This is a genomic window from Bacillus cabrialesii (genome assembly GCF_004124315.2).
Classification (GTDB): Bacteria; Bacillota; Bacilli; order Bacillales; family Bacillaceae; genus Bacillus; species Bacillus cabrialesii.
The window spans coordinates 2,257,353-2,281,632 of sequence record NZ_CP096889.1 but is presented as its reverse complement, the minus strand read 5'-3'; the positions used below and the strand labels follow the sequence as shown (position 1 = coordinate 2,281,632).

The following is a 24,280-nucleotide window of genomic DNA, read 5'->3' as shown; positions in this document are numbered from 1 at the left end:
TGCAAGGCTTGTTGTCGTAAAAGGGGGAGAACGATGAAGTGGAGAATGACTGATGCCAAGGACTATTTACAATCTAAAGATTACATTGATACCGCTGTCATTCCATTAATTAGTATAAAAGTGGGTGCCCATTTCAAAGTGGCTGCTGAGAAAGGCGAATTCACGCAGCTTCTGTCAGAAGAACTGGAAAGGCAGTTAAAGGGACGGGTATATTTACTCCCCCCTTATACATATGTTGATAGAAATGAAAAAAGCGTTCAAGGATTAAAGGATTTACGGGAAGAACTTATATCAGAATTTCCGCACGTTGTGCTGCTCACGTCTGACGAAAATTGGAATAGTGAGGATGCGTTAGGCAAAATCATTGTGACACCGTCTGTTCCGTTAGAGCATCTAAATGACTCCTTAAAAAGAAAAATATTGGATGAACGCACCGCTGAAATTTTGAACGTTTTGTTACAGTTGTGGAGCACCTCGTAAAAACACTTACATTTCCTTATGAACAATATTTTGGCTATATTGACCTTGCTGAGAGATTCATATATTATGAGGGTGTCTAGAGTTATTGCAATATTTTCTATTTTAGTCAGTTTGCAGGGGTGACCTAGAGGGGGGAGAAGAGATGGGCGGAAAACATGATATATCCAGACGTCAATTTTTGAATTATACGCTCACAGGCGTAGGGGGTTTTATGGCGGCTAGTATGCTCATGCCTATGGTTCGCTTTGCACTCGACCCGGTATTAAAATCGACAGGGAAGCAGGACATGGTTCAGGTTGTCAGCGTAGATGAGCTGACAAAAGAGCCACAGCGCTTTGATTTCAAAATTAATCAAGTCGATGCCTGGTATGAGTCAGAAGAGTCAAGATCAGCCTGGGTCTTCAAAAACGGGGATGAAATTGTAGCACTTTCGCCAATTTGTAAGCATTTAGGGTGTACGGTGAACTGGAACAGCGATCCTAAAAATCCGAATAAATTCTTTTGTCCATGCCATTACGGACTCTATGAAAAAGACGGCACCAATGTCCCGGGCACGCCGCCGCTTTCGCCTCTTGATCATTATGAGCAAGAAGTAAAAGACGGCTTCCTGTATCTTGGAAAAGCAAAGCCTAAGGGGGACGGGTGACATGCTGAACAAAATTTATGACTGGGTAGATGAACGGCTTGATATTACACCGATGTGGAGGGATATTGCCGATCACGAAGTACCGGAACATGTGAATCCCGCCCATCATTTCTCTGCGTTTGTGTATTGCTTTGGGGGACTGACGTTTTTTGTAACCGTTATCCAAGTGTTATCTGGAATGTTTTTAACGATGTACTATGTGCCTGATATCAAAAATGCCTGGGAATCGGTATATTATTTACAAAATGAAGTGGCGTTCGGCCAGATTGTCAGGGGAATGCACCACTGGGGTGCGAGCCTGGTCATTGTGATGATGTTTTTACATACGCTGAGAGTCTTTTTCCAAGGAGCGTATAAAAAGCCGCGCGAGCTGAACTGGATTGTCGGTGTCTTGATCTTTTTTGTCATGCTCGGGCTTGGCTTTACAGGCTACCTGCTTCCTTGGGACATGAAGGCTCTGTTTGCAACAAAAGTCGGGCTGCAGATCGCTGAAGCCACTCCATTGATCGGGACGCAAGTCAAAACACTCCTTGCGGGGCACCCGGATATTGTAGGCGCCCAAACGCTGACTAGGTTTTTTGCGATCCATGTATTCTTTCTTCCCGCCGCATTGTTCGGGCTGATGGCTGCACATTTTATTATGATCCGGAAGCAGGGAATTTCAGGACCGCTTTAAACTCTTGATCTGCGAATAAAAGGGAGGGGATGACATGCACCGGGGCAAAGGGATGAAATTTGTGGGCGACTCAAGGATACCGGCTGAAAAAAAGCCGAATATACCGAAGGATTATTCGGAGTATCCGGGTAAAACAGAGGCTTTCTGGCCAAATTTCTTATTGAAGGAATGGATGGTTGGAGCTGTCTTTCTGATCGGTTTTCTTGTCTTGACGATTGTGCATCAGCCGCCTTTAGAGCGGATGGCGGATCCGACTGATACTGGTTATATTCCGCTGCCGGATTGGTATTTTCTTTTCTTATACCAGCTGTTGAAGTATGAATACGCCGCCGGAAGCTTTACAGTGGTCGGCGCCATGATTATGCCGGGACTCGCTTTTGGCGCGCTGCTTTTGGCGCCATTCCTTGACAGAGGAACAGAAAGAAGGCCTTGGAAGCGCCCTGTTGCTGTTGGCATGATGCTTCTGGCCATTTCCGCTGCTGTGTTTTTGACGTGGCAGTCAGTTGCTACCCATGACTGGGCCAAGGCGGAAGAACAGGGGAAAATCACAAAAGAAGCCGATATTGACACCAATGCAGAAGGCTATAAGATTTTTAAGGAGCAGGGCTGTATTTCTTGCCATGGGGATAACCTCCAGGGAGGAGCGGCCGGGCCTTCATTGGTTGACACCGGGCTGAAACCGGATGAAATCAAAAAAATTGCGGTTGAAGGGAAAGGCAAAATGCCGGCGGGCGTGTTTAAAGGGAATGATAAGCAGCTCGAAGAACTTGCGAAATTTATTTCTGAAACAACCGCAAAATAACGTATTGTGAATTGTCAAATGGAAGGATATACTTTTATTATCAAAAGCTGACCCGGCGTCAGCTTTTTTATATGGACACATTATTTTACAGACTGAGAGTTGATTTGATGTGAAATGGTTTCAATATGTATTAGGACGGCGGCCAATGCTTATTCTTGTTTTAGCTATCAATTTTCTGGGAACGGTTTACGGATACTATTGGTACCTGCCGCAGCTTCTGGAGACACCGGCCCGCTTCCTCATTTTCGTTCCGGACAGTCCGACAGCAACGTTTTTCTTTCTGTTTGTGCTGCTCGCCTTTATCATGAAACGGAACGCTCCGCTCTTTGAGGCGCTTGCGCTCGTCACCCTCGTAAAGTATGGCCTGTGGGCGGTTGCTATGAATTTTCTTGTGCTGGCTGTAACGGGTGACTTGCCGTGGGAGGGATATATGCTGATTGCCTCGCATTTTGCAATGGCAGTCCAAGGCGTATTGTACAGTCCGTATTTTCGTTTTTCATTTTGGCATCTTGCCATTGCCGCGGTCTGGACGCTGCATAACGATGTCATTGATTACTTGTTCGATATGATGCCGCAATACTCTATGCTTTCTGATTATATGACGGATATAGGGTACGGAACATTTTGGCTGAGCATTTTTTCAATCGGGCTTGCTTACTTTCTTGTGGTCTCGAAAAAGCAAACAAAGCTTGAGCTCATGTAAAGACAATGTTGGTCTATCCTTGTCCCTTTCTTCATATTCTGTAAGGAGAGAGAGTGGGAGGGACCTGCATGAAACGAAAGCTGACGATCTGTTTGTTGATTGCCCTTATTTTTTATAATGGAAATGCCAAGGCTGCAGAGCGGGGAAGCCTCGAAGAATTGAACGATTTATCCGATACGGTTTTTCAAATGACCCGTCAGTCGAAATATGAAGAGGCGCTGCAAGTCCTTGCTTATTTTGAAAAAACATTAAAATCCGCTGAGAAAAAACAGCAAGAATCGATGCTAACCGGAGCCCAAATTCGTCAAATCACACTGGGCTATAACGATATGGTAAGGAGTTTGAAGCAGGCTGATACTTCAGACACACACAAACTCAGAGCAGCCGCACAGTTCAGAATGCTGATGGACGCGGTTGACAATCGGTCTGATCCGCTTTGGGGCTCACTGGAAAAACCGATTATGGAAGCCTTTGCTGAACTGAAGCAGGATATCCAAAAGAATGGAAGCACGAGCTTTCATGAAAAATGGAATGAATTTATCAGTTTATATGATTTGATTTACCCCAGTCTTACAATCGATGTATCAGAGGATCAGCTTGAAACAGTCGGTAAACATATAGACGTTATTGAGCAAGAGCAATTTCAGCAAATGACCGAGAGCACGAAGCTTGAACGGCTTTCTCTTCTTCAGCATGATTTGAAAAATGTATTTGACAGGGTGGAGGAGGATGATGCCGATCCGTCTTTGCTCTGGGTGATTATCACAACTGGCAGTATCATCATTACAGCTCTCACCTATGTCGGCTACAGAAAGTACAAAGCGGAGAAAAACAAGCTGAAAAAACGGGATTACCCTAAATAGACATGAGGGGCGGCGGCAGCCGCCTTTTTTCTTTCAAGTGTCAGCGCGGAAGCGGATTTTTATTTTCATCAAGCGTAAATCCTTCTCCGAGCACATCATGGACATCGCTTACCGCCACAAAGGCATGGGGATCAACTGAGTTAATCACACTTTTCAGCATCACCAATTCGTTTTTCGGCACAACACAATAAAGCACATCTATATCCTCTTTTGAATAGGAACCTTGTCCTTTCAAAATGGTGACGCCCCGTTCCATTTCTTCAAGAATTTTCTTCTGAATCAGGTCGTTTTTCGAAGAGATGATCGTAGCGCCTTTAGCAGCGTATCCGCCTTCCTGGATAAAATCAATTAATCTTGCAGCTACAAATACAGCCACCAAGGTATACATCGCTTCTTTATAGGAGAGATAAGTAAGCAAAGACAAAACGATGACACAGGCATCGAATGCAAACATCGTCCTGCCCATCGGAATCCCGAAATATTTATTGACCAAACGGGCGATGATGTCAACGCCGCCTGTCGTACCGCCGAATTTAAAAATAATTCCTAATCCGGCTCCGATAAATACGCCGGCAAATAAAGCAGCGAGAGCTAAGTCGTGCTGAAGAGGCATATGTATTTCATACCGCTGAAAAATGCTGAGGAACAAAGACAAGGCTACAGTGCCGACAAGGGTGTAGACAAACATTGTCCTGCCAAGCAAACGCCAGCCGATAAAAAAGATCGGAATGTTCAAAACCAGGTTCGAGATAGAGGGACTGATATGAAAAAGGGCATAAAGCAAAAGTGTAATACCTGTAAAACCGCCCTCAGCCAGATTGTTCTGCATATTGAAATGAACCAAGCCAAATGAAAAAATTGCCGCTCCGATTAAAATAAAAAATATGTTTTTTAATCTAATTTCTCCAAGCATCACACAAAACCCCTTTTCCTTCCATTAGATAGCGTTTATATTATAGTGGATGAAAAAGAAAACAGCAAACGTGCTTAAACATTTGTCAAACGTATCTGAATTAGCTAACATGTAAGAGGATGATAGGAGGGTTCGTTCAGTGAGTGATAAAACAATGAAAGAAATACAGGCTGAAGTAGACCGTTACATCAGCCAATTTAAAGAAGGATATTTCAGCCCACTAGCCATGATGGCGAGACTGACCGAAGAACTGGGCGAGCTTGCCAGAGAAGTGAATCACCGCTATGGAGAAAAACCAAAAAAAGCGTCTGAAGATGATAAAAGCATGGAAGAGGAAATGGGCGATGTGCTGTTTGTATTGGTTTGTTTAGCCAACTCTCTTGATATTTCTTTAGAGGAAGCCCACGACCGAGTCATGCATAAATTTAATACAAGAGATAAAGATCGCTGGACCAGAAAAGAAGAAGGAAAGTAGAGGAGATCGAGATGTCAAACGAAACAATTAAAGTAGTCATTGCAGGACCGCGTGGAAGAATGGGGCAGGAAGCTGTTAAATTGGCGGAACGAACACCTCATTTTGACCTTGTCGGGGCCATAGACCATACATACGATCAGCAAAAATTATCCGATGTGATGTCTGTTGCGTCAGATGCTCTGATTTACACTGATATCCGTGCCTGCTTTAACGAAACACAGCCGGATGTCTTAATTGATTTAACGACGCCTGAAATCGGAAAAGTACATACAAAAATGGCGTTAGAGCACGGAGTTCGTCCAGTTGTCGGCACAACCGGGTTCTCAGAAGCTGATTTAAAAGAGCTCACGTCTTTAACAGAAGAAAAGGGAATCGGAGCCATCATCGCTCCAAACTTTGCGCTTGGTGCGGTGCTGATGATGAAATTTTCGAAAATGGCTGCCAACTACTTTGAGGATGTTGAGATTATTGAGCTCCACCATGATCAGAAGCTTGACGCACCAAGCGGAACTGCGCTTAAAACAGCGGAAATGATTTCAGAAGTCCGTAAAGAAAAGCAGCAAGGACATCCGGATGAAAAAGAAATTCTCCCAGGAGCGAGAGGAGCGGAACAAAACGGTATCCGCTTGCACAGCGTCCGTCTTCCGGGACTGATCGCACATCAGGAAGTTATGTTCGGCATGGATGGCCAAACGCTTCAAATCCGCCATGATTCCTATAACCGCGCTTCTTTCATGTCAGGTGTGAAACTGTCAGTCGAACAAGTCATGAAGATTGATCAGCTTGTGTATGGATTAGAAAATATCATTGATTAGACAGGGGGATAAATGATGAAAATTGCTTTGATCGCGCATGACAAGAAAAAACAGGATATGGTTCAATTTACGACTGCCTATCGGGATATTTTGAGTCAGCATGTTCTATATGCAACCGGCACAACAGGGTTGAAAATTCAAGAGGCGACAGGACTTCAAATTGAACGTTTTCAATCCGGCCCTTTAGGGGGAGACCAGCAAATCGGAGCATTGATCGCGGCCAATGCACTCGATCTTGTCATCTTTTTGCGCGACCCGCTGACCGCGCAGCCGCATGAACCGGATGTCTCGGCATTGATCCGGTTATGTGATGTGTATGCCATTCCGCTCGCTACAAATATGGGAACTGCGGAGATTCTTGTCCGTACACTTGATGAAGGTGTTTTCGAATTCCGCAACCTTCTTCGGGGAGAAGAGCCGAATGTATAATGCTGACGTTCTTGCTTTTGGCGCCCACAGTGATGATGTCGAGATCGGAATGGGCGGCTCAATCGCGAAGTTTGTCAAACAGGGAAAAAAAGTAATGATATGCGATTTAACTGAAGCAGAACTTTCTTCAAACGGAACGGTCAGTTTACGTAAAGAAGAAGCAGCTGAAGCAGCCCGTATATTAGGTGCAGAAAAAAGAATTCAGCTGACGCTTCCGGACCGCGGCCTGATGATGAGTGATCAGGCTATTCGGACGATTGTCAGTGTCATCAGAACCTGCCGGCCAAAAGCAGTCTTCATGCCGTATAAAAAGGATCGCCATCCGGATCACGGCAATGCGGCTGCATTGGTGGAAGAAGCGATCTTTTCCGCAGGAATCCATAAATATAAAGACGAAAAAAGCCTTCCCGCGCATAAAGTAAGCAAGGTTTACTATTATATGATAAATGGTTTTCATCAGCCTGATTTTGTCATTGATATCTCGGATACAATAGAGGCCAAAAAACAAAGCCTTAACGCCTATAAAAGCCAGTTTATAGCATCAAAGGATTCAGTTTCAACTCCTCTGACGAATGGCTATATCGAGATCGTTGAAGCGAGAGAAAAGCTTTATGGTAAAGAAGCGGGAGTAGGGTATGCAGAGGGTTTCTTTTCCAAACGGATGCTGATGCTCGATCATGATGTGCTTGGGGGCGAACAATGAAAAAACTAAAAATAGGGATCACATGCTATCCGAGCGTCGGAGGCTCAGGTATCATTGCGACAGAACTGGGGAAGCAGCTTGCTGAAAAAGGACATGAAATCCATTTTATCACGTCAAGCATTCCGTTTAGACTAAATACATATCATCCCAATATTCATTTTCATGAAGTTGAGGTTAATCAATATGCTGTTTTTAAATATCCGCCATATGATTTGACATTGGCAAGCAAAATCGCAGAGGTGGCGGAACGGGAGAATTTAGACATTATCCATGCTCACTACGCTCTCCCGCATGCGGTTTGCGCTTATCTTGCAAAGCAGATGCTGAAACGCAATATCGGCATTGTGACAACATTGCACGGCACGGATATCACGGTGTTAGGCTATGACCCGTCTTTAAAAGATCTTATCCGTTTTGCCATTGAGGCATCAGACAGGGTGACAGCTGTCTCCTCAGCGCTTGCGGCTGAAACGTACGATCTAATTAAACCGGAGAAAAAAATCGAAACGATATATAACTTTATAGACGAGCGCGTGTATCTGAAGAAAAACACAGCGGCGATTAAAGAGAAACACGGGATTTTACCAGACGAAAAAGTCGTCATCCATGTGTCCAACTTCAGAAAGGTCAAACGTGTGCAGGATGTCATCCGTGTGTTCCGCAATATCGCAGGCAAAACGAAAGCGAAGCTGCTTTTAGTCGGAGATGGTCCAGAGAAATCGACAGCCTGCGAGCTTGTCAGAAAATATGGATTGGAAAACCAAGTCTTAATGCTTGGAAATCAAGACCGTGTTGAAGAGCTTTATTCCATTAGTGATTTGAAGCTGCTGCTGTCTGAAAAGGAAAGCTTCGGCCTTGTGCTGCTAGAAGCGATGGCTTGCGGGGTGCCTTGTATCGGAACAAACATTGGCGGTATCCCGGAGGTTATTAAGAACAATGTGAGCGGATTTTTGGTGGATGTCGGCGATGTTGCCGCTGCAACAGCCCGCGCGATGAGCATTTTAGAAGATGAACAGCTAAGCGAGAGGTTTACAGAGGCGGCAATGGAGATGCTCAAAAATGAATTTTCTTCACAAAAAATTGTCAGCCAGTATGAACAGATTTATGCCGATTTAGCAGAACCGGAGTGATAACATGGAACAAGTTTTTATCAAAGCGCTTCCCGTGCTCCATACCTTAATCGAAGCGGGCCATCAGGCTTATTTTGTCGGAGGCGCGGTTCGTGACAGCTATATGAAACGAACGATCGGAGATGTCGATATCGCGACTGATGCGGCACCCGATCAAGTAGAACGGCTGTTTCAGCGGACGGTTGATGTAGGCAAAGAGCACGGGACTATTATTGTGCTCTGGGAAGATGAAACCTATGAAGTCACGACATTCCGGACTGAATCAGAGTATGAAGATTATAGAAGGCCGTCAGACGTGCAATTTATCACATCCTTAGAAGAGGATTTGAAACGCAGGGATTTGACGATTAATGCGATGGCCATGACAGCGGCTGGGAAGGTGCTTGATTATTTCGGCGGCAAGAAAGACATTGATCAGAAGCTGATTCGAACCGTCGGAAAGCCTGAGGACAGATTTCAAGAGGATGCGCTTCGCATGCTGAGAGCCGTACGCTTTATGAGCCAGCTTGGCTTCACGCTTTCACCAGAAACAAAAGAAGCCATCACACAAGAAAAATCACTCCTATCCCATGTTTCAGTTGAACGAAAAACAATAGAGTTCGAGAAGCTGCTGCAGGGAAGAGGGTCCCGCCAGGCGCTTCAAACGCTCATTCAAACAGGGCTGTATGAGGAGCTGCCTGGTTTTTATCATAAACGAGAGAACCTGATGGCGGCGAGCAAGTTTCCGTTTTCCGCTTTAACCTCCCGAGAGGAGCTGTGGGCCGCGCTTTTAATAGATCTTGACATAGATACGAAAGATGCGCCGCTTTTTCTGAAAGCATGGAAGCTCCCGGGAAAAGTGATGAAGGAAGCGATTCATATTGCCCATACGTATAGCCAGAGCCTTGATCCTATGTCAATGTATAAAGCTGGAGAAAAATCATTGCTTTCAGCGGTCAAAATATCGCAGCTTCGGCAAAACGAAAAACTGGATGAAGAAAAGCTGAAGGACATTCAAAATGCTTATCAAAGCCTGCCGATTAAAAGCCTTAAGGATCTTGATATCTCGGGTAAGGATTTGCTTGCGCTTCGAAACCGGCCCGCCGGAAAATGGGTGTCGGAAGAATTACAGCAGATCGAGCAGGCTGTTGTGACGGGAAAGCTCTCCAATCAAAAGAAGCACATAGAGGAGTGGCTGAAGACATGCGGTCAACATTAAGAAAAGACCTTATTGAATTATTTTCTCAGGCCGGAAGTGAATTTATTTCCGGCCAAAAAATCAGCGATGCCCTCGGCTGTTCCAGAACTGCTGTATGGAAGCATATTGAAGAGCTTCGGAAAGAGGGCTATGAAGTGGAAGCCGTCAGAAGAAGAGGATATCGGCTCGTCAAAAAGCCCGGAAAACTCAGTGAAAGCGAGATTCGCTTCGGACTGAAAACGGAGGCAATGGGCCAGAATCTTTTTTATCATGACGTTCTTTCCAGTACCCAAAAAACGGCGCATGAGCTTGCGAATGATAACGCACCGGAAGGTACTCTCGTGGTGGCTGACAAACAAACAGCCGGCAGAGGGAGAATGTCAAGGGTATGGCACTCTCAAGAGGGGAACGGCATTTGGATGAGCCTGATTTTACGCCCAGACATTCCGCTCCAAAAAACGCCGCAGCTCACACTGCTTGCTGCAGTAGCTGTTGTGCAGGGAATAGAAGAGGCAGCTGGCATCCAAACCGATATTAAATGGCCTAATGATATTTTGATTAATGGAAAAAAAACAGTCGGCATCTTAACAGAAATGCAGGCCGAGGAAGATCGCGTACGTTCGGTTATCATCGGGATTGGCATTAATGTTAACCAGCAGACGGATGATTTTCCAGATGAACTGAAGGACATCGCGACAAGCCTCAGCCAAGCTGCCGGACAAAAAATTGACCGTGCCGGCGTCATTCAGCATATCTTACTTTGCTTTGAAAAACGGTACCGGGATTATATGACGCACGGTTTTACGCCGATTAAGCTTTTGTGGGAAAGCTATGCGCTGGGAATCGGCACGAATATGAGGGCCAGAACGTTAAACGGAACGTTTTACGGGAAGGCGTTAGGTATAGATGATGAAGGTGTTCTTCTTTTAGAAACGAAGGAAGGCATTAAAAAAATCTATTCTGCCGATATTGAATTGGGTTAATGTGTTGGTACAAGCCCGTTGATTTTGGTATACTTCCATTGGGCAGTATCGCCTGCGAACTGCACCTATTATAAAAATAGATAGACATTGCAGCAGTCTGCCTTGATCCAAAAAAAGGACTGGGACAGAGGGATGAAACTCGCCGAACTTTAGAAAGTGAAGAATCCTTCTCGTTGTAACGGAAGGTTTTTTGGCTTGTATAAGAAAACGGCAGCTCATCTCCTCTAAACATGAGGAGGAGAAAACATGAAAACGAAACTCGATTTTCTAAAAATGAAGGAGACTGAAGATCCGATAGTGATGATGACCGCTTATGATTATCCGGCAGCTAAGCTTGCTGAACAAGCGGGAGTCGACATGATTTTAGTCGGTGATTCACTCGGAATGGTCGTCCTTGGCCTTGATTCAACTGTCGGAGTGACAGTTGCAGATATGATTCATCATACAAAAGCGGTTAAAAGGGGCGCGCCGAATACATTTATTGTAACGGATATGCCGTTTATGTCCTATCATCTGTCCAAGGAAGATACATTGAAAAATGCAGCGGCGATTGTTCAGGAAAGCGGAGCTGACGCACTGAAGCTTGAGGGCGGAGAAGGCGTATTTGAATCCATTCGCGCATTGACGCTCGGAGGGATTCCGGTAGTCAGTCACTTAGGCCTGACACCGCAGTCTGTCGGTGTGTTGGGCGGATATAAAGTTCAGGGCAAAGATGAACAAAGCGCCAAAAAATTAATAGAAGACAGTATAAAATGCGAAGAAGCAGGAGCGATGATGCTTGTGTTGGAATGTGTGCCGGCAGAACTCACAGCCAAAATTGCCGGGATGCTAAGCATACCGGTCATCGGAATCGGTGCTGGTGTGAAGGCGGACGGACAAGTTCTCGTCTATCATGATATTATCGGCCACGGTGTTGAAAGAACACCTAAATTTGTAAAACAATATACGCGAATTGACGAAACAATCGAAACAGCAATCAGCGGATATGTCCATGATGTAAGACACCGGGCTTTCCCTGAACAAAAGCATTCCTTTCAAATGAACCAGACAGTGCTTGACGGCTTGTACGGAGGAAAATAAGATGAGACAGATTACAGATATTTCGCAGCTGAAAGAAGCCATAAGACAATATCAGTCACAGGGGAAGTCAATCGGATTTGTTCCGACGATGGGGTTTCTGCATGAAGGACATTTAACCTTGGCAGACAAAGCAAGACAAGAAAATGACGCCGTCGTTATGAGTATTTTTGTGAATCCAGCGCAATTCGGTCCTAATGAAGATTTTGAAGCATATCCGCGCGATATTGAGCGAGATGCAGCCCTTGCAGAAAACGCCGGTGTCGATATACTTTTCACGCCTGATGCTCATGATATGTATCCAGGTGAAAAGAATGTCACAATTCATGTTGAAAGACGCACAGATGTTTTATGCGGGCGCTCAAGAGAAGGACACTTTGACGGGGTTGCAATCGTACTGACGAAGCTGTTCAACCTTGTGCAGCCGACCCGCGCTTACTTCGGTTTAAAGGATGCGCAGCAGGTTGCAGTTGTTGATGGCTTAATCAGCGATTTCTTCATGGATATTGAATTGGTTGCAGTCGATACAGTCAGAGAGGAAGACGGATTAGCCAAAAGCTCCCGCAATGTATACTTAACAGCTGAGGAAAGGAAAGAAGCACCTAAGCTGTACCGAGCCCTTCAAACAAGTGCGGAGCTGATCACAGCCGGTGAAAGAGATCCAGAAGCAGTGATAAAAGCTGCGAAAGAAATGATTGAATCGACAAGCGGCATCATTGACTATGTGGAGCTTTATTCCTATCCGGAACTCGAGCCTGTCAGCAACATTGAAGGAAAGATCATTCTGGCTGTTGCAGTTGCTTTTTCAAAAGCGCGTTTAATAGATAATATCATTATTGATATTCGGGAAATGGAGAGAATATAATATGTATCGCACGATGATGAGCGGCAAGCTTCACAGGGCAACCGTTACGGAAGCGAACCTGAACTATGTCGGAAGCATTACGATTGATGAAGACCTCATTGATGCGGTGGGAATGCTTCCTAATGAAAAAGTGCAAATTGTAAATAATAATAATGGAGCACGTCTGGAAACGTATATTATTCCGGGGAAACGCGGAAGCGGCGTCATCTGTTTAAACGGTGCAGCCGCACGCCTTGTGCAGGAAGGCGATAAGGTCATTATTATTTCCTACAAAATGATGTCTGATCAAGAAGCGGCAAGCCACGAGCCGAAAGTGGCTGTTCTGAATGATCAAAACAAAATTGAACAAATGCTGGGGAACGAACCAGCCCGAACAATTTTGTAAAAGAAAAGCCCCCTTTATCGGGGGTTTTCTTTTAAGATTTTGAGAGTAAAACGGTTTTGCCGCTCCATTTCCGCACAAAACGTGTTACACTTTTGTCGTATGCAAGAATTGAGGTGTCCATTTTAATGAATAAGCAACGGTTCGTTGTTATAGATGTAGAAACAACAGGGAATTCGCCGAAGAAAGGCGATAAAATCATACAGATCGCAGCGGTTGTAATCGAAAATGGACAAATTACTGAGCGGTTTTCAAAATACATTAATCCAAATAAATCCATACCTGCTTTTATTGAGCAGCTTACTGGAATTTCTAATCAAATGGTAGAGCATGAACAGCCGTTTGAGGCTGTCGCCGAAGAAGTGTTCCATTTGCTTGACGGTGCTTATTTTGTCGCCCACAATATCCATTTTGACCTTGGATTTGTCAAATATGAGTTACATAAGGCAGGCTTTCAGCTCCCGGATTGTGAAGTGCTGGATACTGTTGAACTCTCCCGTATTGTTTTTCCGGGATTTGAAGGGTATAAGCTGACCGAATTAAGCGATGAGCTTCAGCTGCGGCATGATCAGCCGCATCGGGCTGACAGCGACGCTGAAGTGACAGGGCTTATTTTTTTGGAAATCCTTGAAAAGCTGCGGCAGCTTCCTTATCCTACATTAAAGCAGTTAAGAAGGCTTTCGCAGCATTTTATCAGTGATCTGACGCATTTGTTGGATATGTTCATTTATGAAAACAGACATACCGAGATACCGGGATATGCGCGCTTTTCTTCCTTTTCTGTCAGAGAACCCGAATCTATAGATGTTCATGTGAATGAAAACGGAAACTTCTCATTTGAGATTGAAAATTGGGAAGCGGGAAATGAAAAAGCGCTGTCAGAGTTAATGCCTGGGTATGAAAAAAGAGACGGCCAAATGATGATGATGAAAGAGGTGGCTGAAGCGTTTGCCAATCGTGAGCATGCGCTGATTGAAGCTCCTCCGGGAATCGGAAAATCGATGGGCTACCTTATTCCGGCTGCGCTTTTTGCCAAAAAATCAAAAAAGCCCGTCATAATCAGTACGTATTCAACGCTTTTGCAGCAGCAGATTTTGACAAAGGATTTGCCGATAGTCCAAGATCTGTTTCCTTTTCCGGTAACAGCGGCGATTTTAAAAGGGCAATCGCATTATTTATGCCTATATAAATTCGAGCAGGTGCTTCATGAAGACGATGATAATTATGATGCCGTACTGACAAAGGCACAGCTCCTCGTTTGGCTGACAGAGACAAACACAGGGGATGTAGCTGAACTGAATTTGCCTTCAGGCGGAAAATTGCTGTGGGACAGATTGGCTTATGACGATGAATCCTATAAAAGAAGTCGCAACGAGAATGTGACCGGCTTTTATGAGCGGGCCAAACAGATTGCCATGCGCTCCGATTTGGTGATCACCAACCATTCTCTTTTGCTGACCGATGAAGGCAGCCAGAAAAAAAGGCTCCCTGAAAGCGGCACATTTATTATCGATGAAGCACATCATTTTGAACGTGCGGCAAGCGAACATTTAGGAAAAAGAGCCACGTACATAGAATTGCATACTAAATTGAGCAGAATGGGCACTCTGAAGGAACAGGGACTTCTTAAAAAGATGAGACAGCTATTCCAGCGAAACAGCCTGCCGGTTGATTCCTTTTTTGAATTAGAAGAATGGATTCAGCACATTCAAGCAGAAAGTGATTCTTTCTTCAGCTCGGTGCATTCTTTTGTCAAACGAAGAAAACCTAAAGAAGACTTAAACCGTCTAGTTTTTAAGGTGAACAAAGAAAGCCAAGATAAAAGCTGGCCGATTCTTACGGATGGAGCGGAGAGGCTATGTTCCATGCTGACACATCTGCATCAGCTTTTTGAGGCACAGTCTGCCCTGATGGAAAAACATCTGACCGGTATGAAGAGCAAAACCGTTTTTTTAGCTGATGAATATCAAAAAAGCATGAAAGGTTTGCAGCAGTACTGTCAAACGTTGCAGAAGCTGTTCTTTGAGTCTGATGACGATGAAGCGGTTTGGATTGAGATAGACGCAAAGGGAGCAAAAAACGCGGTGGCCATTTACGCGCAGCCGCTAGAACCTGGTGAACTTCTGGCTGATCAGTTTTTCGCGCGCAAAAACAGTGTGGTGCTAACATCTGCAACCCTTACAGTCGAAGATTCTTTTCAGTTTATGATTGAGCGACTGGGACTGGGCGACTTTTTCCCGCGCACCATGAGAATTGAGTCGCCTTTTTCTTACGATGACCGCATGCATGTGATGATTCCAAAAGAAATGAAATCCATTCAAGATACGGGGCAAACTGAATTTATACATGATACGGCCCGTTATATCGAACTGATGGCAAAGGAAAAACAGCCCAAAATCCTTGTGCTGTTTACATCCCATGATATGCTGAAAAAAGTTCATCAGGAGCTTAAGCACGTGATGAGCGCTTCGGGCATTCAGCTCTTGGCGCAGGGAATTACAGGCGGAAGTCCCGGCAAACTGATGAAAACTTTTAAAACATCCAATCAGGCGATCTTGCTTGGTACAAATCACTTTTGGGAAGGCGTTGATTTCCCTGGTGATGAGCTGACAACAGTAATGATCGTGAGGCTGCCATTCCGGTCACCTGATCATCCGCTTCATGCTGCAAAATGTGAGCTTGCCCGCAAAAAAGGGCGGAATCCGTTTCAAACAGTATCACTTCCGGAAGCTGTACTGACCTTCAGACAAGGCATTGGCCGTTTGCTGCGGACAGCGGGAGACAAAGGAACGATTGTCATATTGGACAGAAGAATTAAAACTGCTGGTTACGGCCGGCTGTTTCTTGATGCCCTGCCGACAACCTCTGTATCTGAAATGACTGACAGCGAGATTGAGGCCTATGTTCTAAGGGGAAATGAATAAAAAAGCCGCATAAAGCGGCTTTTGCGGTGTGGGAGTAGGATGGTGTTTTATTTAAAAGCGGTTTTGCCGCTCTGTGATACTAGTATGGCGTGACCTGAAATGGAGTATGACTAACAATATTTGTTCAAACTGGAGGATGAAAAAATGGAAAGCAAAATCGAAATTCTTTCGACAATTACTGTAGAGCATTCTGATGATCTGTATAAAATTGTAGACACACTGAATCGGACATTAAAAAGAGACAATCTGATGTTCGGTCTAGCCCTGGATGAAGAAAACAAAAACCAAGCCGTTTTTACCATTTATCGTACGTAGGTGAGAAGATGAGAAAAAAAGCATTAATATTTACCGTCATTTTTGGTATTATTTTTTTAGCAGTACTTCTTGTCTCGGCAAACATTTATAAATCAGCCATGGCACAAAAGGAAGAGGGGCATGAAGCAGCAGCTGCTGAAGCTAAAAAAGAAACCGATCTCGCCAGCGTTGATCAAGTCGAAACATTTGTCGGAAAAGAAAAATATTATGTCGTAAAAGGAACAGATAAAAAAGGCACTGCATTATATGTCTGGGTTCCTGATGATAAAAAAGCAAAAATTCTCTCAAAAGAAGCAAAAGAGGGAATCTCGAAAGACAAAGCGGCGAAGATCATACAGGATGAAGGGTTGGTTTCAAAGCAAAAAGAGGTTCACCTGGGAAGAGAAGGAAATGTCCTGCTTTGGGAAGTGACGTACTTAGACAAAGAAGGTCAATACAGTTTAAGTTATGTGGACTTTACAACTGGAAAGATTCTCAAAAATATCACGCCTTAAGACGAATTAGGGGGAGTTCAAGTTGAAACTGGCAAAAAGAGTATCCGCATTAACACCATCTACCACACTGGCAATCACAGCGAAAGCGAAAGAACTGAAAGCCGCAGGCCATGATGTCATCGGCTTAGGAGCAGGCGAACCTGACTTCAATACACCTCAGCACATTATCGATGCCGCTGTGCGTTCAATGAACGAAGGCCATACGAAGTACACGCCTTCAGGTGGTCTGGCTGAACTAAAAAACAGCATTGCAGAGAAATTTAAACGTGACCAGAATATTGAATATAAACCGTCTCAAATTATTGTCTGCACTGGTGCCAAACATGCCCTATATACCCTTTTCCAAGTGATTTTGGATGAAGGAGATGAAGTCATTATTCCAACGCCTTACTGGGTAAGCTATCCAGAGCAGGTGAAACTCGCTGGCGGAAAGCCTGTTTATGTAGAAGGGCTTGAGGAAAATCATTTCAAAATTTCTCCTGAACAGCTGAAAAATGCGATCACGGAAAAAACAAAAGCGATCGTCATCAACTCTCCGAGCAACCCGACTGGTGTCATGTATACGGAAGAAGAGCTGTCAGCGCTTGGTGAAGTGTGCCTTGAACATGACATTCTGATTGTGTCAGATGAAATTTATGAAAAACTTACATACGGCGGAAAGAAACACGTTTCCATTGCACAGCTTTCTGACAGACTGAAAGAGCAGACGGTTATTATTAATGGCGTGTCGAAGTCACACAGCATGACAGGCTGGAGAATCGGTTATGCGGCTGGGTCGGAAGATATTATTAAAGCAATGACTAACCTTGCAAGCCACAGTACGTCAAATCCGACATCAATCGCACAGTACGGAGCGATTGCTGCCTATAACGGGCCTTCTGAGCCGCTGGAACAAATGAGAGAAGCATTTGAACATCGATTAAACACGATCTATGCTAAGCTCGTAGAAATCCCTGGGTTCAGCTGTGTGAAGCCGGAAGGTGCTTTTTACTTGTTCCCGAATGCAAAAGAAGCAGCGCAATCATGCGGTTTTAAAGATGTAGATGAATTTGTTAAAGCGCTTCTTGAGGAGGAAAAAGTTGCGATTGTTCCTGGATCCGGATTCGGCTCTCCTGATAATGTCCGCCTGTCTTACGCAACATCGTTAGATCTTCTTGAAAAAGCGGTTGACAGAATCAAACGTTTTGTAGAAAAACATAGCTAACAGATCAAAGAGCGGCTGACAGAAAAGCCGCTTTTTATCTGCATTGACCCGGTTAGTTAAGAGCGGGTATAATAAAGTGATGATAAAAGAGTTCGCGGGGCAATAAGCTTCCGAATGTCTTTCTTGTTTTGGAGGGAAATATGTTGAAAACAACAATCAACCAAGTGTATAAGCACGTAGGTGAGGAAGTAACAATCGGAGCTTGGGTCGCTAATAAGCGTTCAAGCGGGAAAATTGCGTTTTTACAGCTGCGGGACGGTACCGGCTTTATTCAAGGTGTCGTAGTAAAAGCGGAAGTGGAAGAAAGCATTTTCCAAACAGCTAAATCAGTGACGCAGGAAACGTCACTCTATATAAAAGGGATTGTCAAAGAGGACGAGCGTTCTCCGCTTGGTTATGAACTAGCTGTGACAGGTATTGAAGTCATTCACGAAGCGACTGATTATCCAATTACGCCAAAAGAACACGGAACGGAATTTTTAATGGATCACAGACATTTATGGCTGCGTTCAAAACGCCAGCATGCGATCATGAAAATCCGTAATGAAATCATCCGTGCGACTTACGAATTCTTTAATAACGAAGGCTTCGTAAAAGTGGATCCGCCGATTCTGACTGGAAGCGCGCCTGAAGGAACAACGGAGCTCTTTGCGACAAAGTACTTTGATGAAGATGCTTACCTGTCTCAAAGCGGTCAGCTTTACATGGAAGCTGCAGCTATGGCGTTGGGAAAAGTATTCTCCTTCGGGCCGACCTTCAGAGCGGAAAAGTCTAAAACCAAACGCCACTTGATCGAATTCTGGATGATCGAACCGGAAATGGCGTTTGTTGAATTCGAAGAAAACCTTCAAGTGCAGGAAAATTACGTTTCTTTCATCGTGCAATCAGTTCTTAAGAATTGCAAAATTGAATTAAACACATTAGGAAGAGACACGTCAAAACTTGAGCAAATCAAAGCTCCGTTCCCAAGAATTACATATGACGAAGCAATTGATTTTCTGAAAGAAAAAGGCTTTGACGATATCGAGTGGGGAGATGACTTCGGAGCGCCTCACGAAACAGCGATTGCCGAACACTATGACAAACCGGTGTTTATTACCCGCTATCCTACGTCCCTAAAACCGTTCTATATGCAGCCGGCTTCTGACCGCGAGGATGTCGTGCTTTGCGCAGACCTGATTGCGCCGGAAGGCTATGGAGAAATCATCGGCGGATCTGAACGGATCCACGATATGGAACTTTTGGAAGCGCGTCTTAAAGAACATGGACTGGATTCTGACGCATATAAATGGTATGCTGAACTTAGAAAATATGGATCAGTTCCTCATTCCGGCTTCGGCCTTGGATTAGAGCGGACAGTAGCTTGGATCAGCGGAGCGCCTCACGTTCGTGAAACCATTCCGTTCCCAAGACTGTTGAACCGTTTGTATCCGTAATACATTTCAATGAAACAAGAAAAAGAGTCTCCTGCAAGGGAGACTTTTTACAGTAAAGGGGAAATCACGATCCTTTACAGTAAGAGGTGTGACGATGAAAAAACAGCAATTTATTGATATGCAGGAGCAGGGAACGTCAACAATCCCCAATCTTTTGCTTACAAATTATAAACAGCTTGGACTTAATGAGACGGAACTTATTCTGCTGTTAAAAATCAAAATGCATTTAGAAAAAGGTTCTTATTTTCCTACACCGAATCAGCTGCAGGAAGGTATGTCTATTTCTATTGAGGAATGCACAAACAGATTGCGGATGTTTATTCAAAGAGGTTTTCTGTTTATTGAAGAATGTGAAGACCAAAACGGCATCAAATTTGAGAAATATTCTCTTCAGCCTTTATGGGGCAAGCTGTACGAGTATTTACAGCTTGCACAGAATCAAACACAGGAAAGAAAAGCAGAAGGGGAACAAAAAAGCCTTTATACGATTTTTGAGGAAGAGTTCGCAAGGCCATTATCACCTTTGGAGTGTGAAACACTGGCTATATGGCAAGATCAAGATCAGCATGACGCACAGCTGATCAAACACGCGTTAAAAGAGGCTGTGCTATCAGGGAAACTCAGTTTCCGCTACATTGACCGGATTTTGTTTGAATGGAAAAAAAACGGGCTGAAAACTGTGGAGCAGGCAAAAATTCACAGTCAAAAATTCCGGCGTGTACAAACAAAGCAGAATGAACCGCAAAAAGAGTATAAAAGGCAGGTTCCTTTTTACAATTGGCTTGAACAATAAAGTGAAAAGGTGACAATCGTGTTAAATCTAAAACAAATTGAATTCTGTTTAGACAAGATAGGCGACATGTTTCCCCATGCGGAGTGTGAATTGGTTCATTCCAACCCTTTTGAATTAGTGGTGGCAGTCGCTTTATCGGCCCAGTGTACAGATGCACTTGTAAACAGAGTGACCAAAACATTATTTCAAAAATATAAACGGCCGGAAGACTATTTGGCTGTTTCGCTGGAAGAGCTTCAGCAGGATATTAAATCAATCGGTTTGTACCGTAATAAAGCGAAAAACATCCAAAAACTGAGTAAAATGATAATTGAAGATTACGGCGGAGAAGTGCCGAGAGACCGCGATGAGCTTGTCAAACTGCCAGGGGTCGGAAGAAAGACCGCCAACGTCGTGGTATCCGTTGCCTTTGGCGTGCCGGCCATTGCCGTAGATACCCATGTGGAGAGAGTCAGCAAACGGTTGGGCATCTGCCGGTGGAAGGACTCGGTGCTGGAAGTGGAAAAAACGCTGATGCGCAAGGTCCCAAAAGAAGACTGGTCCGTTACGCATCACCGGCTTATTTTCTTCGGCAGATATCATTGTAAGGCCCAGTCTCCGCGCTGTGCGGAATGTCCGCTGCTTTCTCTGTGCAGAGAAGGGCAGAAGAGAGATAAAAAAGGACTGGTGAAGCGATGACGCAAGCGAAAGAAGTGTTGGCTTCCTATGAGGACTACTTGCGCAGTCTTGGCCCGGTGATCTCCTCGGATATGAAAGATGTCTTGCTGGTTAACCCAGTGTATTTTGATTTCTGCACGGAATCTCAAGGTGTTTTGCCATGGGAGGACAGCGGCAAGTACGTTCCGCTTTTATTTAACGTGTGGGAAGACATTAAAGAATCACTTCTGCCTGTCTTTCAAACACGAAAATCGAGATGCGATCAAAATGACATGCTGAAGGGCATTGTGTGTTTGCTTGCTTCGTTTCACTGGACAGCAGGTGAGCGTGTGAAATCGCTTGATTGGGCAGAACTGACGGAGAAATCATTTCCCGCAAAGCCGATCAATTGGGCCGAACGAGTGGAATTTATCCTTCTAAAGCCGACTCAATACCATTGCTTTATCCAGTTGGATGAGCTGTTTACTGAAATGAAAAAGCATTTTTATAAATATCATGCGATGAATCGTTAAGAACCTCCCCATATTAGGGGAGGCTTTTTATTGTAAACAAAAAAGCCATCACCCAAAAGGGTGACGGCTTTTTGTTTAATTTGTTTTTTCAGTTGTTGATGATGAGTTTGTTTGTGTTTTGTCGGTAGTGTCTGTTTTGTTTTTATTTGTATCAGAACCTGATGAATCATTCTTACCTGAGTTCGAATCACCATCCGACGTATCCTGGTTGTTGCTGTTGTCGTTATCGTTTGATGGGTCTTGGTTACTGTTGTCAGACGGATTGGTGTTCGTGTTGTCTTGTTTTTTGTCTTGATCGTTTGTTGAATCATCTGTCTGATCTTGATCCGTCTGACCGTCATCTTTTTGAGAATCATCCGTTTGTGTATCATCCTGAGTCTTCTCATCATCTTGTTTTTCATCATCCGTTTGTTGCTGGTCTTTTTTATCTTCATCATCTTCAGCTTTCGGCACTTCATAGGATGTGGAGGCTGTGCTTTTCCCTTCATCACTGACGGCTGTCACTTCGAATTTGTATACAGATCCTGGCTGCACACCCGAAATCACTGCTTCTTTTGCAGAGCTGTTTTGAATTTCTGAGTAGCTGCCGCCATCAACGGATTGCTTAACAGCAAAGGTCGCATCTCCGTCGTAATTCCAGCTTAATGTCAAAGATTGATTGTCTTTATCATATTTCACACTTAAACCAGACAGTTGTTCTGTTTCTTCTTTTTCTTCTTTCTCATATGTTTTAGAAACAGTAGAAGGAGCTGTGCCTTTTACAAAGTACTCTGTGAGCTTTTTATCGCTTGGCGTATTCGGTCCTGCCAGTTTAGCGGGGTTAGAGCCTTTTTCTACAGTGGCTTCCACTACGCTGTCAGGCTTTTCAAATGATCCGCTTCCGTCATCTACATCGGCGATGAGTTGGGCGAAGATGCGCTTGGCAACTTTTTGCTCTTCAGCTGAAAGTGATTTCTTTCCAGCTTCGTTTTCTCCCATACCCGTCCAGACGGCAGCTGTATATTGCGGTGTGTAGCCAACGAACCAAGAATCTCGGGCGCCGCCGCTAGCAATATTGTACCTTTGAACTTCATTCTCATCAAAGTTAGTCGTTCCTGTTTTTCCTGCTACTTCCACACCAGGTACTTGTGCAAGCTGTCCAGTACCTGTCTTCACAGCTGTTTTCAGCATATCTGTAATCATAAACGCAGTATAATCGCTCATTGCTGATTTTGATTTTGGCGTTAAGTCAAGCTTCGTGCCATCGTTAAATTCGATAGACTTTACAAAATGCGCTTCATTATACGTTCCGTTATTTCCAAACGCACTGTATGCGCCTGCCATTGTCAGAGGAGAAACACCATCGTTCCCACCGAAACCGCCAATAGAATAGGCCTCTGTTACATTATCTTTTGTTAATCCAAGGCCAAGTCCATTTGCAAAGTCTACAGCAGTATCTTTACCAGCTGCCTGGAATGCTTTTAAAGCAGGTATATTTCTTGATTGGGCAAGGGCGTAACGTATCGACATAGGCCCTGGATATTTACGGTCCCAATCACGGATAGGTTTTCCGTTAGAATACGTATAAGCTGAGTCATCAATTTGTTCATACGTAGACCATTTTTTGTTTTCAATAACTGGTCCGTAGTCCAAAATCGGTTTTATGGTCGAACCAGGCTGTGCCTTAGTTTGAGTAGCATAGTTAAAGCCTCCGACAGGCTGATTGCGTCCCGCACCAATCGCGCGGACTTCTCCGGTTTTTGTGTCAAGAAGCGAAACGCCGCCCTGCATGCCTTCAGTAAATCCGACAGTGTCTCCGTCCATTAATTCATCTAGTTTGTCTTGCGCTTTTGTATCTAATGTCGTATAAATCTTTAATCCGTCAGTACCTGGATTGACATCAGATTTTTCTTCAATTTCTTTCATGACTTCTTCAACAAACGCACTGTATTTATTTGAATTTGTTTTTTCATATTCCTTCTGTGATACAACGCCTTCGTCTTTCACTGCCACTTTTTTCGCTTTGTTATATTGAGAATCAGAAATAAATCCTTGTTTTTTCATCAGACTGAGTACAATGTTCCGTCTTTTTTCTGCTTTATCCGGGTTTTTAACGGGATTGTACGCTGTCGGGCTTTGCGGCATACCCGCAAGTGTCGCAGCTTGTTCAACAGTCAATTTGCTTAAGTCTGTGACGCCGAAAAATTCTTCTGCCGCTTTTCCGATTCCGTATGCTCTAGGAGAAAAATAAATCCGGTTTAAATACATTTCTAAAATTTCATCTTTAGAGTAATTGCGCTCCAGCTGAAGTGAAAGCCATACTTCCTGCACTTTCCGTTTCAGCGTCTTCTGATGTGAAAGAAGGGAGTTCTTGACGACCTGCTGTGTGATCGTACTTCCGCCTTCAGCCCCGAAGCCGTCTGTAAAGTTGGCGACTAAGGCGCCTCCGATACGGACAGGGTCAATCCCGTGGTGCTCATAAAAACGCGCGTCTTCTGTCGCGATAAAGGCTTCTTTTACAACATCGGGAATTTCATCTATCGAGACGTAGGACCGCTTTTCGGAACCGTATTCAGCGATTTCTTTTCCGTTTTTATCATAAATTGTCGATGAATAAGGCGTCTTCAATTTGTTTTCGTCCAGTTTTGGCGCATCTGAAACCATGACGGCAAATGTAACGGCACCGCCGACTACGCCTAAAACAAACAGAATGAGTAAAGTGAAAAGGGTCTTTTTAAACAATCCGCCTTTTTTTCGTTTCTTGCCTTTTTTCGGTGAAGGACTCGATTTGCTATTCGCTTTTCGTCGAGCTTCACGGCTGTTAAATTGATCTGACATAACATCTCA

At 44.2% G+C, this 24,280-nt stretch carries 26 protein-coding genes; 24 read left to right on the top strand and 2 right to left on the bottom strand.

The features are described 5' to 3' along the window. The first annotated feature begins 33 nt into the window (after positions 1-33). The 6 genes from EFK13_RS11445 (at position 34) to ypjB (ending at position 4,170) form a co-directional block, all read left to right on the top strand. On the top strand, positions 34-480 hold the full coding sequence (locus EFK13_RS11445) for a YpiF family protein (protein WP_129505337.1): 447 nt from the start codon (positions 34-36) through the stop codon (positions 478-480). 142 nt (positions 481-622) lie between these two features. Next, positions 623-1,126 carry a Rieske (2Fe-2S) protein gene (locus tag EFK13_RS11440; protein WP_129505338.1) on the top strand — a complete coding sequence of 168 codons (504 nt, stop codon included), beginning with the start codon at positions 623-625 and terminating at the stop codon, positions 1,124-1,126. 1 nt (position 1,127) lies between these two features. Beyond that, positions 1,128-1,802 (top strand): menaquinol-cytochrome c reductase cytochrome b subunit, encoded by a 675-nt coding sequence (qcrB, locus tag EFK13_RS11435; protein ID WP_003225560.1) that lies wholly within the window; start codon positions 1,128-1,130, stop codon positions 1,800-1,802. Between the two features lie 34 nt (positions 1,803-1,836). Then, positions 1,837-2,604 carry a menaquinol-cytochrome c reductase cytochrome b/c subunit gene (locus EFK13_RS11430; RefSeq protein ID WP_014114196.1) on the top strand — a complete coding sequence of 256 codons (768 nt, stop codon included), beginning with the start codon at positions 1,837-1,839 and terminating at the stop codon, positions 2,602-2,604. Positions 2,605-2,713: 109 nt separating this feature from the next. Beyond that, positions 2,714-3,307, top strand: coding sequence for a lipoprotein heptaprenylglyceryl N-acetyltransferase LhaT (gene lhaT, locus EFK13_RS11425; RefSeq protein ID WP_167470868.1), 594 nt, complete (start codon positions 2,714-2,716; stop codon positions 3,305-3,307). A gap of 68 nt (positions 3,308-3,375) precedes the next feature. Next, the gene (gene ypjB, locus EFK13_RS11420; protein WP_129505340.1) at positions 3,376-4,170 is read left to right on the top strand and encodes a sporulation protein YpjB; all 795 of its coding nucleotides are present in this window, start codon (positions 3,376-3,378) and stop codon (positions 4,168-4,170) included. A 40-nt stretch (positions 4,171-4,210) separates the two neighbouring features. Here ypjB and EFK13_RS11415 read toward each other — a convergent pair whose 3' ends face one another. Then, entirely contained in the window at positions 4,211-5,083 is an 873-nt protein-coding gene (locus tag EFK13_RS11415; protein ID WP_064812890.1) for a YitT family protein, read from the bottom strand. A 139-nt stretch (positions 5,084-5,222) separates the two neighbouring features. On the opposite strand from EFK13_RS11415, the gene EFK13_RS11410 reads away from it, so the two are divergent. The 18 genes from EFK13_RS11410 to EFK13_RS11325 all read left to right on the top strand — a co-directional run bounded on the left by EFK13_RS11410 (position 5,223) and on the right by EFK13_RS11325 (position 21,454). After that, the gene (locus tag EFK13_RS11410) at positions 5,223-5,558 is read left to right on the top strand and encodes a nucleotide pyrophosphohydrolase (protein ID WP_129505341.1); all 336 of its coding nucleotides are present in this window, start codon (positions 5,223-5,225) and stop codon (positions 5,556-5,558) included. 11 nt (positions 5,559-5,569) lie between these two features. Then, on the top strand, positions 5,570-6,373 hold the full coding sequence (gene dapB, locus EFK13_RS11405; protein WP_129505342.1) for a 4-hydroxy-tetrahydrodipicolinate reductase: 804 nt from the start codon (positions 5,570-5,572) through the stop codon (positions 6,371-6,373). A gap of 15 nt (positions 6,374-6,388) precedes the next feature. After that, positions 6,389-6,802: a methylglyoxal synthase gene (mgsA, locus tag EFK13_RS11400; protein ID WP_064812894.1), complete on the top strand. Its 414-nt coding sequence runs from the start codon at positions 6,389-6,391 to the stop codon at positions 6,800-6,802. Further along, positions 6,795-7,505, top strand: a complete 711-nt coding sequence (gene bshB1 / locus EFK13_RS11395) for a bacillithiol biosynthesis deacetylase BshB1 (protein ID WP_129505343.1) — start codon at positions 6,795-6,797, stop codon at positions 7,503-7,505. Before mgsA ends, bshB1 begins: the two co-directional genes overlap by 8 nt. After that, a complete protein-coding gene (gene bshA / locus EFK13_RS11390; RefSeq protein WP_129505344.1) occupies positions 7,502-8,635 on the top strand; it encodes an N-acetyl-alpha-D-glucosaminyl L-malate synthase BshA in 1,134 nt (377 codons plus the stop codon). The genes bshB1 and bshA overlap by 4 nt, the downstream gene beginning before the upstream one ends. Before the next feature lie 4 nt (positions 8,636-8,639). After that, the gene (locus EFK13_RS11385; RefSeq protein WP_129505345.1) at positions 8,640-9,833 is read left to right on the top strand and encodes a CCA tRNA nucleotidyltransferase; all 1,194 of its coding nucleotides are present in this window, start codon (positions 8,640-8,642) and stop codon (positions 9,831-9,833) included. After that, complete coding sequence (locus EFK13_RS11380) at positions 9,818-10,795, top strand: biotin--[acetyl-CoA-carboxylase] ligase (protein ID WP_129505346.1); 978 nt, start codon at positions 9,818-9,820, stop codon at positions 10,793-10,795. The genes EFK13_RS11385 and EFK13_RS11380 overlap by 16 nt, the downstream gene beginning before the upstream one ends. Before the next feature lie 246 nt (positions 10,796-11,041). Then, entirely contained in the window at positions 11,042-11,875 is an 834-nt protein-coding gene (gene panB / locus EFK13_RS11375; protein ID WP_129505347.1) for a 3-methyl-2-oxobutanoate hydroxymethyltransferase, read from the top strand. A 1-nt stretch (position 11,876) separates the two neighbouring features. Further along, positions 11,877-12,737, top strand: a complete 861-nt coding sequence (gene panC, locus EFK13_RS11370; RefSeq protein ID WP_129505348.1) for a pantoate--beta-alanine ligase — start codon at positions 11,877-11,879, stop codon at positions 12,735-12,737. Between the two features lies 1 nt (position 12,738). Continuing rightward, positions 12,739-13,122 (top strand): aspartate 1-decarboxylase, encoded by a 384-nt coding sequence (gene panD, locus EFK13_RS11365; protein ID WP_003225586.1) that lies wholly within the window; start codon positions 12,739-12,741, stop codon positions 13,120-13,122. A 125-nt stretch (positions 13,123-13,247) separates the two neighbouring features. Next, complete coding sequence (gene dinG, locus EFK13_RS11360) at positions 13,248-16,043, top strand: ATP-dependent DNA helicase DinG (protein WP_129505349.1); 2,796 nt, start codon at positions 13,248-13,250, stop codon at positions 16,041-16,043. A gap of 144 nt (positions 16,044-16,187) precedes the next feature. Continuing rightward, positions 16,188-16,358, top strand: coding sequence for a YpmA family protein (locus EFK13_RS11355; protein ID WP_064812912.1), 171 nt, complete (start codon positions 16,188-16,190; stop codon positions 16,356-16,358). Positions 16,359-16,366: 8 nt separating this feature from the next. Then, positions 16,367-16,852: a cell wall elongation/penicillin-binding protein regulator TseB gene (gene tseB, locus EFK13_RS11350; protein ID WP_129505350.1), complete on the top strand. Its 486-nt coding sequence runs from the start codon at positions 16,367-16,369 to the stop codon at positions 16,850-16,852. A 22-nt stretch (positions 16,853-16,874) separates the two neighbouring features. Next, positions 16,875-18,056 carry an aspartate transaminase AspB gene (gene aspB / locus EFK13_RS11345; protein ID WP_129505351.1) on the top strand — a complete coding sequence of 394 codons (1,182 nt, stop codon included), beginning with the start codon at positions 16,875-16,877 and terminating at the stop codon, positions 18,054-18,056. Positions 18,057-18,199: 143 nt separating this feature from the next. Then, a complete protein-coding gene (gene asnS / locus EFK13_RS11340; RefSeq protein WP_029316846.1) occupies positions 18,200-19,492 on the top strand; it encodes an asparagine--tRNA ligase in 1,293 nt (430 codons plus the stop codon). Between the two features lie 94 nt (positions 19,493-19,586). Further along, complete coding sequence (gene dnaD, locus EFK13_RS11335) at positions 19,587-20,285, top strand: DNA replication protein DnaD (protein WP_129505352.1); 699 nt, start codon at positions 19,587-19,589, stop codon at positions 20,283-20,285. Positions 20,286-20,303: 18 nt separating this feature from the next. Next, positions 20,304-20,963: an endonuclease III gene (gene nth, locus EFK13_RS11330; RefSeq protein ID WP_003225594.1), complete on the top strand. Its 660-nt coding sequence runs from the start codon at positions 20,304-20,306 to the stop codon at positions 20,961-20,963. Further along, the gene (locus EFK13_RS11325; protein WP_129505353.1) at positions 20,960-21,454 is read left to right on the top strand and encodes a YpoC family protein; all 495 of its coding nucleotides are present in this window, start codon (positions 20,960-20,962) and stop codon (positions 21,452-21,454) included. The genes nth and EFK13_RS11325 overlap by 4 nt, the downstream gene beginning before the upstream one ends. A 75-nt stretch (positions 21,455-21,529) precedes the next feature. Here EFK13_RS11325 and EFK13_RS11320 read toward each other — a convergent pair whose 3' ends face one another. Then, positions 21,530-24,271 carry a PBP1A family penicillin-binding protein gene (locus EFK13_RS11320; protein WP_129505354.1) on the bottom strand — a complete coding sequence of 914 codons (2,742 nt, stop codon included), beginning with the start codon at positions 24,269-24,271 and terminating at the stop codon, positions 21,530-21,532. Between the last annotated feature and the right edge of the window lie 9 nt (positions 24,272-24,280).